Annotated in this window: 14 protein-coding genes and 1 pseudogene; 4 read left to right on the top strand and 11 right to left on the bottom strand. The window is 72.2% G+C overall.

Annotation, left to right across the window (positions count from 1 at the left end):
* Positions 1-13: 13 nt before the first annotated feature.
* Positions 14-284: pseudogene (locus tag ABGA99_RS09635) on the top strand (Na+/H+ antiporter); the annotation flags it as partial.
* A 183-nt stretch (positions 285-467) separates the two neighbouring features.
* On the opposite strand, the gene ABGA99_RS09640 reads toward ABGA99_RS09635, so the two are convergent.
* Positions 468-1,547, bottom strand: a complete 1,080-nt coding sequence (locus ABGA99_RS09640) for a mechanosensitive ion channel domain-containing protein (protein ID WP_347575479.1) — start codon at positions 1,545-1,547, stop codon at positions 468-470.
* 53 nt (positions 1,548-1,600) lie between these two features.
* On the opposite strand from ABGA99_RS09640, the gene ABGA99_RS09645 reads away from it, so the two are divergent.
* Positions 1,601-2,194, top strand: coding sequence for a dienelactone hydrolase family protein (locus ABGA99_RS09645; RefSeq protein ID WP_347575480.1), 594 nt, complete (start codon positions 1,601-1,603; stop codon positions 2,192-2,194).
* Positions 2,195-2,203: 9 nt separating this feature from the next.
* On the opposite strand, the gene ABGA99_RS09650 is transcribed toward ABGA99_RS09645, so the two are convergent.
* Both ABGA99_RS09650 and ABGA99_RS09655 read right to left on the bottom strand, forming a co-directional pair.
* Positions 2,204-2,995 (bottom strand): thioredoxin domain-containing protein, encoded by a 792-nt coding sequence (locus ABGA99_RS09650; RefSeq protein WP_347575481.1) that lies wholly within the window; start codon positions 2,993-2,995, stop codon positions 2,204-2,206.
* Between the two features lie 61 nt (positions 2,996-3,056).
* Positions 3,057-3,698 carry a hypothetical protein gene (locus ABGA99_RS09655; protein ID WP_347575725.1) on the bottom strand — a complete coding sequence of 214 codons (642 nt, stop codon included), beginning with the start codon at positions 3,696-3,698 and terminating at the stop codon, positions 3,057-3,059.
* A 184-nt stretch (positions 3,699-3,882) separates the two neighbouring features.
* Here ABGA99_RS09655 and dnaE point away from each other — a divergent pair, with 184 nt between their 5' ends.
* Positions 3,883-7,425 (top strand): DNA polymerase III subunit alpha, encoded by a 3,543-nt coding sequence (gene dnaE, locus ABGA99_RS09660; protein ID WP_347575482.1) that lies wholly within the window; start codon positions 3,883-3,885, stop codon positions 7,423-7,425.
* 96 nt (positions 7,426-7,521) lie between these two features.
* Here the strand turns inward: dnaE and ABGA99_RS09665 are convergent, their stop codons facing one another.
* Both ABGA99_RS09665 and ABGA99_RS09670 read right to left on the bottom strand, forming a co-directional pair.
* Entirely contained in the window at positions 7,522-7,707 is a 186-nt protein-coding gene (locus tag ABGA99_RS09665) for a hypothetical protein (protein ID WP_347582473.1), read from the bottom strand.
* 5 nt (positions 7,708-7,712) lie between these two features.
* Positions 7,713-7,901: a hypothetical protein gene (locus ABGA99_RS09670; RefSeq protein WP_347575484.1), complete on the bottom strand. Its 189-nt coding sequence runs from the start codon at positions 7,899-7,901 to the stop codon at positions 7,713-7,715.
* Positions 7,902-8,137: 236 nt separating this feature from the next.
* Between ABGA99_RS09670 and ABGA99_RS09675 the strand changes: the two genes are divergently transcribed.
* A complete protein-coding gene (locus ABGA99_RS09675; RefSeq protein WP_347582474.1) occupies positions 8,138-9,406 on the top strand; it encodes an NYN domain-containing protein in 1,269 nt (422 codons plus the stop codon).
* 74 nt (positions 9,407-9,480) lie between these two features.
* On the opposite strand, the gene ABGA99_RS09680 is transcribed toward ABGA99_RS09675, so the two are convergent.
* The 6 genes from ABGA99_RS09680 to ABGA99_RS09705 all read right to left on the bottom strand — a co-directional run bounded on the left by ABGA99_RS09680 (position 9,481) and on the right by ABGA99_RS09705 (position 15,330).
* Positions 9,481-10,170, bottom strand: a complete 690-nt coding sequence (locus tag ABGA99_RS09680) for a hypothetical protein (RefSeq protein ID WP_347575486.1) — start codon at positions 10,168-10,170, stop codon at positions 9,481-9,483.
* A 77-nt stretch (positions 10,171-10,247) separates the two neighbouring features.
* Complete coding sequence (locus ABGA99_RS09685) at positions 10,248-11,069, bottom strand: ABC transporter permease (RefSeq protein WP_347575487.1); 822 nt, start codon at positions 11,067-11,069, stop codon at positions 10,248-10,250.
* Between the two features lie 113 nt (positions 11,070-11,182).
* Positions 11,183-12,172, bottom strand: a complete 990-nt coding sequence (locus ABGA99_RS09690; protein WP_347575726.1) for an ABC transporter ATP-binding protein — start codon at positions 12,170-12,172, stop codon at positions 11,183-11,185.
* Positions 12,173-12,445: 273 nt separating this feature from the next.
* Positions 12,446-12,943: a Cys-tRNA(Pro) deacylase gene (gene ybaK / locus ABGA99_RS09695; protein WP_347575488.1), complete on the bottom strand. Its 498-nt coding sequence runs from the start codon at positions 12,941-12,943 to the stop codon at positions 12,446-12,448.
* 17 nt (positions 12,944-12,960) lie between these two features.
* Positions 12,961-13,698 carry an LON peptidase substrate-binding domain-containing protein gene (locus ABGA99_RS09700; RefSeq protein WP_347575489.1) on the bottom strand — a complete coding sequence of 246 codons (738 nt, stop codon included), beginning with the start codon at positions 13,696-13,698 and terminating at the stop codon, positions 12,961-12,963.
* Between the two features lie 30 nt (positions 13,699-13,728).
* Positions 13,729-15,330, bottom strand: coding sequence for an oxidoreductase (locus ABGA99_RS09705; protein WP_347575490.1), 1,602 nt, complete (start codon positions 15,328-15,330; stop codon positions 13,729-13,731).
* Between the last annotated feature and the right edge of the window lie 41 nt (positions 15,331-15,371).

The raw sequence follows: 15,371 nt of genomic DNA on the forward strand, positions 1-15,371 counted from the left end.
CGGTGCGCCGCCCATGGACCGGCTCACGCTGCTGCTGACCCTGGTGCTCGGCGCCCTGGTCACCATCCCCGTCGCGCGTCGGCTCGGGCTGCCGGCGCCGGTGCTGATGACGCTGCTCGGCGGGGTGTACAGCGCACCTCCTGGCGGCAGTTCGCGGCGAACCTACGGCCCATCCTGCTGCTCGCCGTCGCGCTGGTCTTCGTCACCGCCGTCGTCGCGGCCACCGTGCACGCCGTCGTCCCCGGTCTGCCGCTGGCCGCCGCCGTGTCCTGGCCACCCTGGTCTGCCAGGGCCTGACGCTTCCCTGGCCGGTCAAGCGGCTCGCCGTGGGCGCCGACACCGAGGCCGAGCGCCGGCTGGCGCTGCGCACCGGCCGGAAGATCACCGCGGAGCTGCTGTCCGCGGCCCGGCACGAGCTGCTCGCCGCCCGCAGCGAGGGCTACGACCCCGAGATCGTCGACCGCGTCCTACGGCACCTCGACGTCCGGACGCTGCGCGGTGCCGTCTGGCGGCGCCTGCGCCGTCATCACCTTCGGCAGCGCGTACGGGTGCTTCTCCCGCAGCCAGGCGATCAGCTCCTCGCGCACCAGGCAGCGCAGGTCCCACAGCGCGTCCGCGTCCCGCGCGGTGGCCAGCGCCCGTACCTCCATCGTGGTCGGCGTGGTGTCCGTGACCACCAGGCTCCAGCCGCGGCCGTCCCAGTGCGCGCAGCCGAGCAGCACCTCGTGCAGCCGCTCGCGCAGCGCGCGCACGGGCGTGGAGTGGTCCAGGTGGAAGTAGACCGTGCCGGTCAGCTCGGGGCCGCCACGCGACCAGTTCTCGAACGGCTGGCTGGTGAAGTACGACACGGGGATGGTGATGCGGCGCTCGTCCCAGGTCTTCACCGTCAGGAACGTCAGCGTGATCTCCTCGACCGTCCCCCACTCGCCCTCCACGACGACCGTGTCGCCGATACGCACCAGGTCGCCGAAGGCGATCTGCAGCCCCGCGAACAGGTTGCCCAGCGTCGACTGGGCGGCGATGCCCGCGATGATGCCGATGACGCCGGCGGACGCGAGCATCGAGGTGCCCACCGCCCGCATCTGCGGGAACGTCAGCAGCATCGAGGCCACCGCGACCGTGCAGATGACGAACACCACCACGCGCTGGATCAGCGTGAGCTGCGTGCGGACCCTTCTGCGGCGGGCGGAGTCGCGGGCCTTGGCCTTGTAGCGGTGGTACGTCAGCTCCACGGCGGCCGCGAGCACCTTCGACAGCAGCCACGCCACGGACGCGATCAGCAGCAGCGTCAGCACGCGCGTGACGATCGCCCGGCTGTCGTCGCTGTGCGCCAGGTCCGCGCGCTTGTACGTGCCCAGCAGGATCGACGTCAGCAGGGCGACCTGCAGCGGCACCCGGCAGCTTCGCAGCAGGCCCCATATCGGGGTCTCGGGGTGCCGGGCGTCGGCACGGCGCAGCAGCAGGTCGACCACGACCCCGGCGATCGCGGTGAGCGCGACGGCGCCGCCGATGACCAGGACGGGCCGGAGCACATCCTCGGTGGACACGTAAGCCTCCTTCGAGCGCGGACCTTCCCGACCGTATCTGCCACGATGGGCGCATGACGATTCTGCTTTTCCACTCCATGTACGGAGTGCGTCCGGCCGTGCACGCGACGGCGGAGCGCTGGCGCGCCGCCGGGCACGAGGTGGTCGTTCCCGACCTCTACGACGGGCGCACGCCGGCGACGGAGGAGGAGGGCAGGCAGGTCAGGGACGAGATCGGCACGGACGAGCTGCTGGCGCGGGCCGTGAAGGCCGCGGCGCCACACTCGGCGGGCGGGGTGCTGTACGCGGGATTCTCGCTCGGCGGCGCGCTGGCGCAGAACCTGGCGCTCGCGGACCGGCACGCGCGCGGACTGCTGCTGATGCACGGCACGTCCGACGTCGCCGACGGGGCCACGGCGGCCTCCGGCGAGCTGCCGGTGCAACTGCACGTGGCGGACCCCGACCCGTACGAGACGCACGACTGGCTGACCGCCTGGTATCTGCGGATGGGCCGGGCCGGCGCCGACGTGGAGGTCTTCCGCTACCCGGGCGCGGGGCACCTGTTCACCGACCCCGGCCTGGCGGACTACGACGCGCAGGCGGCGCAGTCCGCCTGGCCGGTGGCGGATGCGTTCGCGGCGGAGCTTGACGGACGCTCCGCCGCGTGACGCGGGGTCCTACGCGCCGAGCTTGTCCAGCTCGGCCGGGAGCGTGTTGCTCTCGACCTTCTTGCCGTCGATCTTGATCGTCGGCGTGCCCTCGATGCCGGCTTCCTCGAAGCTGTCGATCATCTCCAGGGCCCACTTGTCGAACGTGCCCTTGTTGACGTTCTTCTGGAACTCCTTGTTGCCCTTCAGCTCGTCGACGTTCTTGGCGACATCCAGCAGGTAGTCGTTGTCGGCGAACTTGTCCTCGCTCTCGGCGGGGTGGTGGTCGGCCGAGTAGAGCAGCCCGTGGTACTCCTTGAACGCCTCGGTGCTGACGTCCAGCGCCGCGCCCAGGGCGCTGGCGGCGTTCTTGGAGCCGTTGCCGCCGAAGTTGCCGTCGATGATCGCGCCGAGGTGGACGCGGAGTTGGTACTTGTCGTCCTCGGCGCCCTTCTTGATCCGCTCGCCGAGCTGCTGCTCGAACTGCGCGCAGGCGGGGCAGCGCAGGTCCTCGTAGACGTCGACGGTCTTCTCGGCGTCCTTGCCGCCGAGCACGACGGTGGTGCCCTTCTCGCCCTCGGCGTTCGCCGGCTGGACGAGCTTGGCGTTCTTCGCCGCGCCCCAGTCCTTGTCGCTGCCGTCGTCGCCGCCGAGCGTGGTGACCGCGAAGGCGACGCCGCCGACGACGGCCAGCAGGCCGACGACGGCACCGCCGACGAAGAGCTGCCGGCGCACCTTCTCCTTCTTGGCCTGCTTCTCACGCTCGACGCGCAGCCGCTCGCGCGCGGCCCGCTTGGCTTCCTGGCTGTTTCGCTTGCTCATGGTGGGAGGTCCTCTGTGGTCGGTGTGGCTGTGTCCGTGCTTGTTCGGCCGGGCTGCCGGATCAGGCAGCGGCCGGGCACGGCGGGCCACGCCGCAGGACCGAGTGGAGCAGGTGCGGCCGCGGGCGGACGGCGCGGCTGCGGTCCGACCGGCGGCCGGGGCGGCCGGTGCTCCGTACCGGGGCGACGGTGACGATCGCGACGGCCAGCAGCAGCGGCCGGAAGGCGACGGCCGCGGCGGCCCGCAGCAGCCCGGCCAGGGCCGCCTCGCCGCGGCGCAGCCAGGCGGCGGCGGCCAGGCCGACGCCGACGTGGGCGGCGAGCAGCAGCCACGGGCTGGCGGCGGTGCCGGCCAGGGCCTCGCCGCGGGTGGTCATCCGGGCCAGCGGGGTGCCGAACTCGCCGGAGCAGAGGAGATCGAGCCCCAGGGTGCGCATGGAGCCGGCGACGGGGCCGCCGGACTGGCCGTAGCAGGTGTGCTGGCCGGTGGTGAAGACGGTGTCGGCCGCCAGCTCCAGCGGCACGAGCAGGGCCGCGATGCTCCAGTAGCCGCGCTCGCGGCGGCCGGCGAGCAGATAGGCGATGACGAAGATGCCGGCGGAGAGCGCGGCCAGCATGCCGAGGGGCAGGGGGTTGGCGGACAGCAGCACGTGGGCGCCCGCGGACAGGCTGATGCACAGCGCGGTGAAGACCGCCGCGCGCATCACCCTGATCGTTACGGCCGCATGTTCCATCGGGCGTGATTCTGCCACGGCGGACCGTAAACCGGTGCTAAAGGGGAGGCCCCGGTTCAGTCTGGCCGGGGCCCGCGGTGTCAGTGGCGCGTCCTAGACTTCCCAGCGTCCTGCCCGAGCCCTCGCGCCCGCCGTCTGCTGGAGGTCCTCCGTCGTGGCCAAGCCGCCTTTTACGCATCTGCATGTGCACACGCAGTATTCGCTGCTGGACGGGGCGGCGCGGTTGAAGGACATGTTCGCGGCGTGCCGTGAGATGGGGATGTCGCATATTGCGATGACGGATCACGGGAATCTGCACGGTGCGTATGACTTTTTTGCGCAGGCGTCGGCGGCGGGGGTGACGCCGATCATCGGTATCGAGGCGTATGTGGCGCCGGAGTCGCGGCGGAACAAGCGGAAGGTGCAGTGGGGGCAGCCGCATCAGAAGCGTGATGACGTGTCGGGTTCCGGTGGGTATACGCACAAGACGATCTGGGCGTCTTCGCGTACGGGTCTGCACAATCTGTTCCGGTTGTCGTCGGATGCGTACAAGGAGGGGTGGCTGCAGAAGTGGCCGCGGATGGACAAGGAGGTGATCGCCGAGCATGCCGAGGGGTTGATCGCTTCTACGGGGTGTCCGTCGGGTGAGGTGCAGACGCGGTTGCGGCTGGGGCAGTTCGACGAGGCGCTGGCGGCGGCGGCGTGGTATCAGGAGGTGTTCGGGAAGCAGCGGTATTTCCTGGAGCTGATGGATCACGGGATCGAGATCGAGCGGCGGGTGCGGGACGGGCTGCTGGAGATCGGGCGGAAGCTGGGGATTCCGCCGCTGGTGACGAACGATTCGCATTACACGTATGCGCAGGAGGCGGGGGCGCATGATGCGTTGCTGTGCATTCAGACGGGGAAGAATCTTTCGGATCCGGACCGGTTCAGGTTCGACGGGACGGGTTATTACCTGAAGTCGACCGAGGAGATGTATGCGGTCGATTCCTCGGACGCGTGGCAGGAGGGGTGTGCGAACACGCTTCTGGTCGCGGAGCAGATCGACACCGAGGGGTGGTTCGAGAAGCGCGACCTGATGCCCCGGTTCGAGGTCCCCGACGGCTACAGCGAGATCACCTGGTTCCAGGAGGAGGTCCGCCGCGGCATGGCCCGCCGCTACCCCGGCGGTGTTCCGGAGGACCGCCAGAGGCAGGCGGAGTACGAGATGGACGTCATCATCCAGATGGGGTTCCCGGGGTACTTCCTGGTGGTGGCGGACTTCATCATGTGGGCGAAGAACAACGGGATCGCGGTGGGCCCGGGGCGGGGGTCCGCGGCGGGTTCGATCGTGTCGTACGCGATGGGGATCACGGACCTGGACCCGATCGAGCACGGGCTGATCTTCGAGCGGTTCCTGAACCCCGAGCGGGTCTCGATGCCGGATGTGGACATCGACTTCGACGAGCGCAGGCGGGCGGAGGTGATCCGCTACGTCACGGAGAAGTACGGGGCCGACAAGGTCGCGATGATCGGCACGTACGGGACGATCAAGGCGAAGAACGCGATCAAGGACTCCGCGCGGGTGCTCGGGTATCCGTACGCGATGGGCGACCGCATCACCAAGGCCATGCCCGCCGACGTGCTCGGCAAGGGCATCCCGCTCTCGGGCATCACCGACCCCGACCACCCCCGGTACTCCGAGGCGGGCGAGGTCCGCGGGCTGTACGAGAACGAGCCTGACGTCAAGAAGGTGATCGACACCGCGCGGGGCGTCGAGGGCCTGGTGCGGCAGATGGGCGTGCACGCCGCGGGTGTGATCATGTCCAGCGAGCCGATCGTGGACCACGTCCCGGTCTGGGTGCGCCACAGCGACCAGGTGACGATCACGCAGTGGGACTACCCGACGTGTGAATCGCTCGGCCTGCTGAAGATGGACTTCCTCGGCCTGCGCAACCTCACCATCATGGACGACGCCGTCAAGATGGTGAAACAGAACAAGGGCCGGGACATCGAGCTGCTCTCGCTGCCGCTCGACGACCCCACGACCTTCGAACTGCTGGGCCGCGGTGACACCCTCGGCGTCTTCCAGTTCGACGGCGGCCCCATGCGCTCCCTGCTGCGCATGATGAAGCCCGACAACTTCGAGGACATCTCCGCGGTCTCGGCGCTGTACCGGCCGGGCCCCATGGGCATGAACTCGCATATCAACTACGCGCTGCGCAAGAACGGCCAGCAGGAGATCACCCCGATCCATCCGGAGCTGGAAGAGCCGCTGAAGGAAGTCCTCGACATCACCTACGGCCTGATCGTGTATCAGGAGCAGGTGCAGAAGGCCGCGCAGGTGCTCGCCGGCTATTCGCTGGGGCAGGCGGACCTGCTGCGCCGGGCGATGGGCAAGAAGAAGAAGGAAGTACTCGACGCCGAGTTCGTCAACTTCCAGAAGGGCGCCCGCGACAAGGGCTACAGCGACCAGGCCATCCAGGCCGTCTGGGACGTCCTCGTCCCCTTCGCGGGCTACGCGTTCAACAAGGCGCACTCCTCCGCGTACGGCCTCGTCTCCTACTGGACGGCGTATCTCAAGGCGAACTATCCCGCCGAGTACATGGCCGCGCTGCTCACCTCCGTGCGCGACGACAAGGACAAGTCCGCGGTCTATCTCAACGAGTGCCGGAAGATGGGCATCAAGGTGCTGCCCCCGGACGTCAACGAGTCGGATGCGAACTTCACCCCCCGCGGTGATGACACGATCGTGTTCGGCCTGACGGCCGTGCGCAACGTCGGGCAGAACGTGGTGGAGTCGATCGTTCGCAACCGCAAGGCCAAGGGGCGCTACGCGTCGTTCCCCGACTTCCTCGACAAGGTCGACGCCGTCGTGTGCAACAAGCGCACCGTCGAGTCGCTGATCAAGGCGGGTGCGTTCGACGCCCTCGGGCACACCCGCAAGGGCCTCACCGCGCAGTACGAGCCGATGATCGACAACGTGGTGTCGGTCAAACGGAAGGAGGCGGAGGGGCAGTTCGACCTCTTCGGCGGCATGGGCGACGAGGCCGCGACGGACGAGCCGGGCTTCGGGCTCGACGTGCAGTTCGCGGACGAGGAGTGGGAGAAGTCCTATCTGCTCGCCCAGGAACGGGAGATGCTCGGCCTCTACGTCTCCGACCACCCCCTCTTCGGCATCGAGCACGTGCTGGGCGACAGGGCCGACGCCTCCATCGCCGCGCTCAACGGCGGCGACCACGCCGACGGGGCCATCGTCACCATCGGTGGCATCATCTCCGGACTGCAGCGGAAGATGACCAAGCAGGGCAACGCCTGGGCCATCGCCACCGTCGAGGACCTCGGCGGCTCCCTCGACTGCATGTTCTTTCCGGCCACGTACCAGCTGGTCTCCACCCAACTCGTCGAGGACGCCATCGTCTTCGTCAAGGGCCGGCTCGACAAGCGGGAGGACGTGCCGCGGCTGGTCGCCATGGAACTCGCCGTCCCCGACCTGTCCGAGGTGTCCGCGAACGCGCCGGTGACGATCACGATCCCCACGGTCAAGGTCACCCCGCCGCTGGTGGAGAAGCTGGGCGAGGTGCTGTCGCAGCACCGCGGCGGCACGGAGGTGCGGGTGAAGCTCCAGGGCTCCCGCACCACGACCGTGCTCCGCCTCGACCGCCACCGGGTGACGTCCGACCCGGCACTCTTCGGCGACCTGAAGGCTCTCCTCGGGCCGTCCTGTCTGGCAGGCTGACGGGCGCTGGCCGCCGGGCCGGGGACGGCCCGGTCCGGCGGCCACGCACGGGCGGGTGCGGGCGCGCCCGCGAGGGGCGCGCCCATCGGGCCGCGCTCAGTTGTGACCGAAGCGCCTTTCCTTGTGCTTCTGGGTCTTGTGGCTCCCGGAGCCCGGGTTCACGGCCTCGCTGACCTGGTCGGGCGGCGGTCCGCCCGCCGAGGGGGAGCCGGTCTCCACGCCGCGCTCTTCCGGCGGGGAGGCGGCGCGGTCGTTCTGGCGGTTCCTGTTCTTACGGCTCACGGGGCTCACCGCTCCCCGGCCCGGGGACGCCCGCCGGCGTCGCCCGCGGGCGCCTGGGCCCGGGTGTCGTCCGGCGGCGGCTCGTCGAAGGACTGCCTCCGGCCGCGGTCGGGTATGCCCGCCGGCGACCCGGCGTATTTGTCCCGGTGGGAATGCTGTTGCTGCCTCTTCTCGCGGTTCTTGCGCTTACCCATCACTGATCCTTTACAGGCGCGGACCCCCGCCAAGATCACCTTCGCACGGCCTGAGATGCCTCGCATGTCGGATAATTACCGTGCGTAGTACGTGCTGTTCATGGCCGGGCATCGGTGTCCGCCACGCCGATGATCGATGCCCTGCTGTTAACCACCCCTCAGTGGGGCAGACTCGAAGGCAACCCGACGTGAACTCCGCGGCACGGGCCCGGAACCGGCTGAGAAGAGGGTGCATCGTGGACCGCTGCGTCGTCCTGGTGGACGCCGGCTACCTGCTGGGCGCCGCCGCGAGCCTGCTCGCCGGAGAGCCCGCCCGCTCCCGGATCACCGTCGACCACCCCGCGCTGATCCAGGGTCTGCGGGACCAGGCCGAGGCCGACACCGGACAGCGGCTGCTGCGCATCTACTGGTTCGACGGCGCCCCCGACCGCGTACCGCAGCCCGAACACCGGCGGCTGCGCGTGATGTCCCGCGTCACCGTCCGTCTCGGCGCACTCACCCGCAGCGACGGCCGCTGGGCGCAGAAGGGCGTCGACGCCGCGATGCACGCGGAGCTGACCGAGCTGGCCCGTAACCGCGCCTGCGCCGACGTGGTGCTCGTCACCGGCGACGGCGACCTGCTGCCGGGGATGATGTCCGCGAAGGAGCACGGCGTCGCCGTGCACCTGTGGGCGGTCCAGGCCGCCGACGGCGACTACAACCAGTCCGAGGACCTCGTCGCCGAGGCGGACGAGCGACGCGTGCTCGACCGGGCCTGGATCACCCGTGCCATGCAGGCCAAGGACCTCACCGGCATCTGCGCCCCGAGCCCCGTGCCGCGGCCCGAGATCGCCGCGATCCTCTCCGCCCCGCCCTCGGAGACCTCCGTCGCCGGCAAGCAGACGGCCGTCGCCAACGGCACCGCGCAGGCCACCGCCCCGGTCACCGAGCGCCGCCACGACGACGCGGGTACGGCCCCCGACGCCGTACCGGACGACGAGGACGACCCGGGAGGCAAGGGCGGCGTGCCCACCCCGAAGGACCTCGCGGGCCTGGGCCGCCCCACCGTGCCCGAGGGCCGCCACGGGCACCCCGCGGGCAACGCCACGCTGCGCTGGTCGTCCGATCGCGGCTGGGTGGAGCGGCCGGGTGCGGAGCCGCCGGACATCGCCGGGCTGCCCACGCTCGCCCAGCTCACCACCGCGGAGCAGCGCTGGGCGGACCGCGAGGAGGACATCACCGTCATCGGCGGCGACCCGTTCGAGGTGGGGCAGGTCTTCGCCAGGCGCTGGATGGAGCGGCTGGCGGACCAGGCGAAGCTGCGGCTGCTGGCCGGCCAGTATCCGCGTATCCCGCACCGCATCGACGGCGAGCTGCTGCGCTACGCGGCCCGCTTCGGGCTGCTGGCGCACAAGGACGACCAGATCGACGAGCGGGACCGGTACGCGATCCGGGCCGGGTTCTGGCGCGAGGTGGACGTCAGCTCCGCCGCCGAGCACGCCCAGGCGGCGGAGCCGGAGGCGTAGCGGCCGCGGACCCGGCCGAGCGGCGTCGTACGCCCGCCGTGAGTCCGTCGTACGAACCGGACGCCCACCCCGCCTCAGGAGGTCGGGGAGCCCCAGCCCTGCCAGCCGCCCGTCGGCGGCGGGGGCGCCTCGGGCTCGGGGTCGCGCGGTCCGAACAGCCCGGTCAGCACCAGGTGCACGGCCATCGCCGCCCCCGGCCACGCCAGCAGCGCGCCCTTGGCCTTCAGCTCCAGCGGTGCGTCGAAGCCGCCGCCGTCGCCGATCTCCCTCGCCCGCTCCTCCACGTTCCCGGGCGGGCCCAGCCAGATGCCGAACCGCCAGGCCACCACGGCCCCGATCAGCGAGCCCAGTGCCAGCCCCAGCACGAGCGGCATCCCCCCGCGGCGCCGCCACAGGAACACCGCCACCGCCGTCACCGCGCCGAAGGCGAGCCCCAGCAGCGCGAACGTGCCGTCGATGGAGACGGCGTCCTCGCTCTCGCTCTGCCTCAGCCAGGCCTCGCCCCCGCGCACCACCAGCGGCACCCGCGGCGCGAACTGCTCCCACAGGAAGCCCAGCAGCAGGCCCAGCGCCGCCACGCCCACCATGACCAGGAACGCCTGCCACAGCTCCCCGGCGAGGTCGGTGTCGTCGCCCCCGGACTTCCGGCCGCGCTTGCCGCCCGGTGTACTGCCGGGGGCGCCGGAGGCGGGCGGGTACTGCCACGGGTTGTGGCCCGGCTGCTCGTGCGGGGGTTGCTCGTGCGGTGTCAGGGGAGCGGTCACCCCGTCATCGTGCCAGGGCCGGGGCCGGCGGCCGTAGCCAGGACGGTCGTTCGGAATGTCGCCGTGACCGCCCGGGCTCACGAGCGCAGCGCCGCCCGGCGGTACGCCCACGTCGCCGCCGCCAGCGCGGGCACCCCGACACCGGCGCAAACCCCCAGGTCGGCGAGGACCGCGGCCCAGTCGGGGCCTGGCGCGAACGTCTCCATCAGCGCCTCCACGCCGTACGTGGACGGCAGCAGGTCGCGCGCGAAGGAGACCGGCCCGGGCATCCGCTCCGCGGGCAGCACCCCGAGCAGCAGCGCCGCCGACATGCCGAGCTGGCCGCAGAGCGTCGCCAGCTCCGGCCGCGGCGCCAGCAGCCCGAGCACCGCCCCGAGCCCGGCCAGCGCCGCGCCGGACAGCGGTACGACGGCCACCAGGATCCACAGGTGCGTCAGCGGCAGCTCGAAGAGGAGGCTGCCGGTCACGGCCGTGACGACCGTGCCGGGCACGGTGAACGAGGCGTACGCGCCGGCCGCGCCGAGCACCACCGCGGCGGGCGGCACCGGGAGCGTCGCGTAGTGGTCGAGGCCGCCGGTCGCGCGCAACTGGCCGAAGTACTGGGCGAGCAGGTTCAGCGCCACGAAGGCCACGATCAGCACCGTCGACCCGGCGACCACGGCGTGCGCCTCGGAGCTGCGCGCCTCGGCGTCGACCACGCCACGCATCAGGACCATGATCCCGATGGACTGGAAGGTGGCGACGAACAACAGCGGCAGCCGGGCCACCTTGGCGCGGGAGAGCTGGGCCCGGTAGACGGCGGCGAGGGCGGGGAAGAGCGGCACGCGGGGCGCCAGCGGGACGGAGGCGGCGGGGCGGGCGGAGTCCTTGCCGGTGCCCTCGGCGGCTCCGTTCGGCATCACAGTCCCCCCTGCGGTCCCGTTCGCCGGGGCGGAGACGGGCGCCGCCGATCCCGTGTCCGCGGGCCCCGAGCCGCCGGGCGGGGCCTGCGCGAGGCCGAGATGTCCGTCCGTCATGCCTTCACCAGTCCCTCGTCCCGCCCGCCGAGGGCCAGGTACACGTCCTCCAGGCTCGGCGTCGTCAGCGTGAAGTCGTCCAGCGCGGCGAACGCGGGACCGCCCGTGACCGCCGCGACCGCGGCGCGTGCCGCCTCCTCGGGCAGCCGAAGCGTCCAGCGCCGGCCCGTGCGGCGGGCGGTGCGGGCCAGCTCCGCGAGCTGCGGCAGGTCCAGCGGCGGCTCGTCGCGCCAGACCAGGTCCACCCGCACCTCCCCGCCCACCAGGGCCTTCAGTCCGGCGGGGGAGTCGCAGGCGATGACCCGGCCGCGGTCGAGCACCGCGACCCGGTCGAGCACGGTCTCGGCCTCGATGACGTTGTGCGTGACGAGCAGCACGGTCGCGCCGTGCTCGGCCCGGCGCCGGTCGATCGCCGCCCACACGGCGCGGCGGGCCACCGGGTCCATGGCCGTGGTCGGCTCGTCCAGCACCAGCAGCGGGCGCTTTCCGACCAGCGCCGCGGCCACGCACGCCAGCCGCCGCTCGCCGCCGGAGAGCCGGCGCAGCGGGCGGTCGGCGAGGGGGTCGAGGCCGAGTTCGCCGAGGACCGCGTCGCGCTCGGCGCGGGCCGCGGCCGCGGGCAGGCCGCGCAGCCGGGCGGTGGTCTCGGCGGCCAGCGCCACCGTCAGGTCGTCGAGCGCCGTGGACTCCTGGCCGAGGTACGCCAGCAGCCGGGCGGCCAGTTCGGGGCGGCGTACGAGGTCGTGGCCGAACAGCTCGATGCTGCCGGAGTCGGGCCGCAGCAGACCGGTGAGCTGGCGTACGAGGGTGGACTTGCCGGCGCCGTTGGGGCCGAGGAGGCCGAAGATCTCGCCGGCGTGGATGTCGAGACCGACGCCGTCACAGGCCCGTACGGGCCCCGCGGCCCGCTCGCCGTCCCGGCGGGCCGCCCTGCGCCGCCGCCGGCTCTCGCGGGATGCCGGATAGGTCTTGACGAGATCGCGCACGGCACACACCACCGCGCCCGGCGGGGCGGTGGTCCCGGCCGCGGCAGGACCCGCCGCTTCGCTGCGCGTACTCACGAACTACGAGGGTACGCGGTGCCGAACGGCCCGCCCGCCGGGGGGAGGGCTGCGGGGAACCTGGACGGATTCCGTGCCCTCCGGTATGACCTGGACATGTCGAAGAAGACGCGCAAGCGCAAGTGGCGTACCCGCAAGGGCAAGGCCAACCACGGCCGCCGGCCTGCCTAGCGGGGATCCCCTCAGCCCGGCGCCGCGTCAGCGGCCGTCGCGCGCGATGGGCGCCACGACGGCGCCCGTCAGCTCCGCCAGCACCGTCGGCGACAGCTCCACCTCAAGACCGCGCCGGCCCGCGGAGACGCAGACCGTCGGCCGCTCCGCGGCCGAGGAGTCCAGCACCGTCGGCAGCCGCTTGCGCTGGCCCAGCGGGGAGATGCCGCCGCGGACGTAGCCCGTGGTGCGCTCGGCCTGCGCCGGGTCCGCCATGACGGCCTTCTTGCCGCCGGCCGCCGCGGCCAGCGCCTTGAGGTCCAGGGCGCCCGAGACCGGCACGATCGCGACGGTCAGCGCGCCGTCGACCTCGGCGACCAGGGTCTTGAAGACCTGGCCCGGATCGACGCCGAGCGCTTCGGCCGCCTCCTCGCCGTACGAGGCGGCGGCGGGGTCGTGGGCGTACGCGTGGACGGTGAACTCGGCGCCGGCCTTGGTCAGCGCCACCGTGGCCGGCGTGGATCCGGCCTGCTTCTTCTTGGCCATGGGGAAAGGAACCGGGGTCAGTTGGGGCTCGTCGGGGTCCGCGTCAGGTCGACCGCGGGCAGCGACGGGAGCTTACCCAGCACCGCGCTCTCGCGCCGCAGGATTTTCAGCTCCGCCGACAGCCGCGCGGCGGTGTCCCGGGCCTGGAGGAGCTGCTGCTTCGACGGGGTGTCCAGCACGGCGGCCGCGGCGACGAGATACGACAGCACCGACGGCTCGTCCGGCAGCTCCGTGGCCGCGCCGAGCGAGCGTTCGCGGGCGCCGGCCAGCCTCTTCTGGTACGTCCTGAAGGCCCGTACGACCGCCGCGGACAGCACGCCCGCGCCTTCGCCCGACTGCTCCGGCAGCGCCTCGACCTCACCGGTCAGATACTCGCCGGAGGTGTCCACCGACAGCAGCCGGAACCGGCGGGTGCCGGTGACCAGCACCTCGTACCCGCCGTTGTCCTTCTCCCGGATCGTCGCCGCGTCCGCGACGCAGCCGACGCCGTAGAACGCCTGCATCGGGTCGGCCCCGAAGCCGGCCGCGGGGCCGCGCGCGGGCAGCGCGGTCTGGTCGGGCAGGCCGGGACCCGTGGGCGCGACCTCGCGGCCGTCCCGGATCGCCACCACGCCGAACCGCCGCTCCGCCTCGGGCAGCTTGCGCAGGTCGCGCATCATCGCCCGGTACCGCTCCTCGAACACGTTCAAGGGCATGACGAGGCCCGGGAACAGCACCGCGTTCAGCGGGAAGAGGGGCAGGCGTGCGGTGGTCACAGGCGGATCCTAACGGTCCCGGCCGGTACCTCACTGGCGGCGCAGCGCACGGGAGACGCCGGCCGCCACCGTGGTGGCGAGCACCCAGCCGGCGAGCACGAGCACCGTGGCCGTCCACTGGTAATGCCCCGACTGATGCCAGGCGTTGTCCTGGCCCAGGTCGATGACGGGCAGCAGCAGATCGAGCACGTAGAGCGGCGGGTTCCACTCGGGCCCCTCGCCGGGGCGCAGCGCGCGTGGATCCTGCCGCGAGAAGTACAGCGAGCCGACCGCCCAGAGCACCGCCATCCACACCACGGCGCGGGTGGGGCGGTAGCCGTACGCGACGGTCCAGTCCTGCAGCAGGCCCCACGCCTTGCCGGTCAGCGACAGCGTCTCGCGCTGGCGGCGGTGCTTGGCGAGCATGACCTCGCGGGCGTCGTGGTCCTCGCCGGTGTTGCGCAGGACGGCGGCCAGCAGCTCGTACGGCTCGGGGGAGAACTCCGGGGTGGCGGCCTCCACCCACTCCAGCCGGTGCACCAGCGGGAAGGCGCCGACGGGTATGAGGTGCTCGTAGAAGAAGCCGGCCATCGCCAGCCGGCCGGGTCCCGGCCAGCTCGTGTACTTGTCGCGGAGGTTGACGACCCGGGCGCCGGACAGCACCACCTTGCCGCCCTCCGGCTCGCGGCACATGAAGCGCAGCTCCGGCGTCTGGATCCGGCGCATGGACATCTCCTGCTCCGGATCCATCACGAAGCGCGCGCCGTCGAAGTCCACGGAGTCGCCGAAGCGGCCGTCGTCCAGCCGCAGCCCGCCGTGGCATTCGAAGCGCTGCATCCGCGTGCCGCGCGGCGGGGTGTGGCCGCTGATTCCGTACGGGGGCGTGGCCCCGCCCGTCGCGGCCTCGGGGACCGCCGCCGGGCCCATGTGCAGCGAGCGCTCGACGGTGAGCTGCGGCGCGTTGAGCGCGCGCTTGCCGTACGGGTTGCGCAGGACGCTGCCGCTCAGGTTCAGCGAGACGCCGACGGTCGCGCCGCGCATCCGCAGCTCGCCGTGCGCCTGGAGCAGGTCGGCCTGGAGGTCCTGGCCGACGGTGATGCCGTCGGCGGCGACGGCCACGCCGCGCCGGTCACGGCCGACGGTGAGCTGACTGAGCAGCAGGTCCGTGCCTATGTGGGCGTCGGTGAGCCGGATGCCGCCGTCCACGGTGCACCGGGGCATGTGCATGTCGCCGCTGGTGGTCAGCCGGGCGGCCTCCAGCCGCGGGACCGAGCACTCCACCAGGCGCAGCGTGGCGAAGGAGCACTCGGGCAGCAGCATCTCGTTCTCGAAGCGGCAGTTGCGCAGCTCCACGTACGGCTCGACGCGGCCCCCGGAGAGGTCGAGCGTGCCGGTGACGAGCGCTCCGGCCAGCTTCAGGGACGACACCCGGCCGGGGCGGGCCGGCGGGCCGTGCAGCAGGAGCCGGGCGAGTAAGGAGGCGCGCACGCTGCGCTCCGCTCCCCAGACGTGCAGCCCCGCCGGGTCGTTCTGCCCGGGATCGCGCGAACGCAGATCGTATGTCGCTCCCTCCTGGAAGGCTTCCCACAGCCCCCGCTCCGTCGCCGAAAGGTCCTCGGGCGGCTCCGCCCGGTCGTGCTGTGCAGCGGTCAACGACACGCTCCCCTGGTCTGCCCGCGTCCGTCCCGTACGGC

Source organism: Streptomyces sp. B5E4, from assembly GCF_039871555.1.
Lineage (GTDB): Bacteria > Actinomycetota > Actinomycetes > Streptomycetales > Streptomycetaceae > Streptomyces.

Excerpts from the sequence above, each read along its gene's own strand:
- ABGA99_RS09645 (WP_347575480.1), top strand. The coding sequence starts at position 1,601 with ATGACGATTCTGCTTTTCCACTCCATGTACGGAGTGCGTCCGGCCGTG.
- ABGA99_RS09650 (WP_347575481.1), bottom strand. The coding sequence starts at position 2,995 with ATGAGCAAGCGAAACAGCCAGGAAGCCAAGCGGGCCGCGCGCGAGCGG.
- ABGA99_RS09655 (WP_347575725.1), bottom strand. The coding sequence starts at position 3,698 with ATGCGCGCGGCGGTCTTCACCGCGCTGTGCATCAGCCTGTCCGCGGGC.
- ABGA99_RS09670 (WP_347575484.1), bottom strand. The coding sequence starts at position 7,901 with ATGGGTAAGCGCAAGAACCGCGAGAAGAGGCAGCAACAGCATTCCCAC.
- ABGA99_RS09685 (WP_347575487.1), bottom strand. The coding sequence starts at position 11,069 with ATGCCGAACGGAGCCGCCGAGGGCACCGGCAAGGACTCCGCCCGCCCC.
- ybaK (WP_347575488.1), bottom strand. The coding sequence starts at position 12,943 with ATGGCCAAGAAGAAGCAGGCCGGATCCACGCCGGCCACGGTGGCGCTG.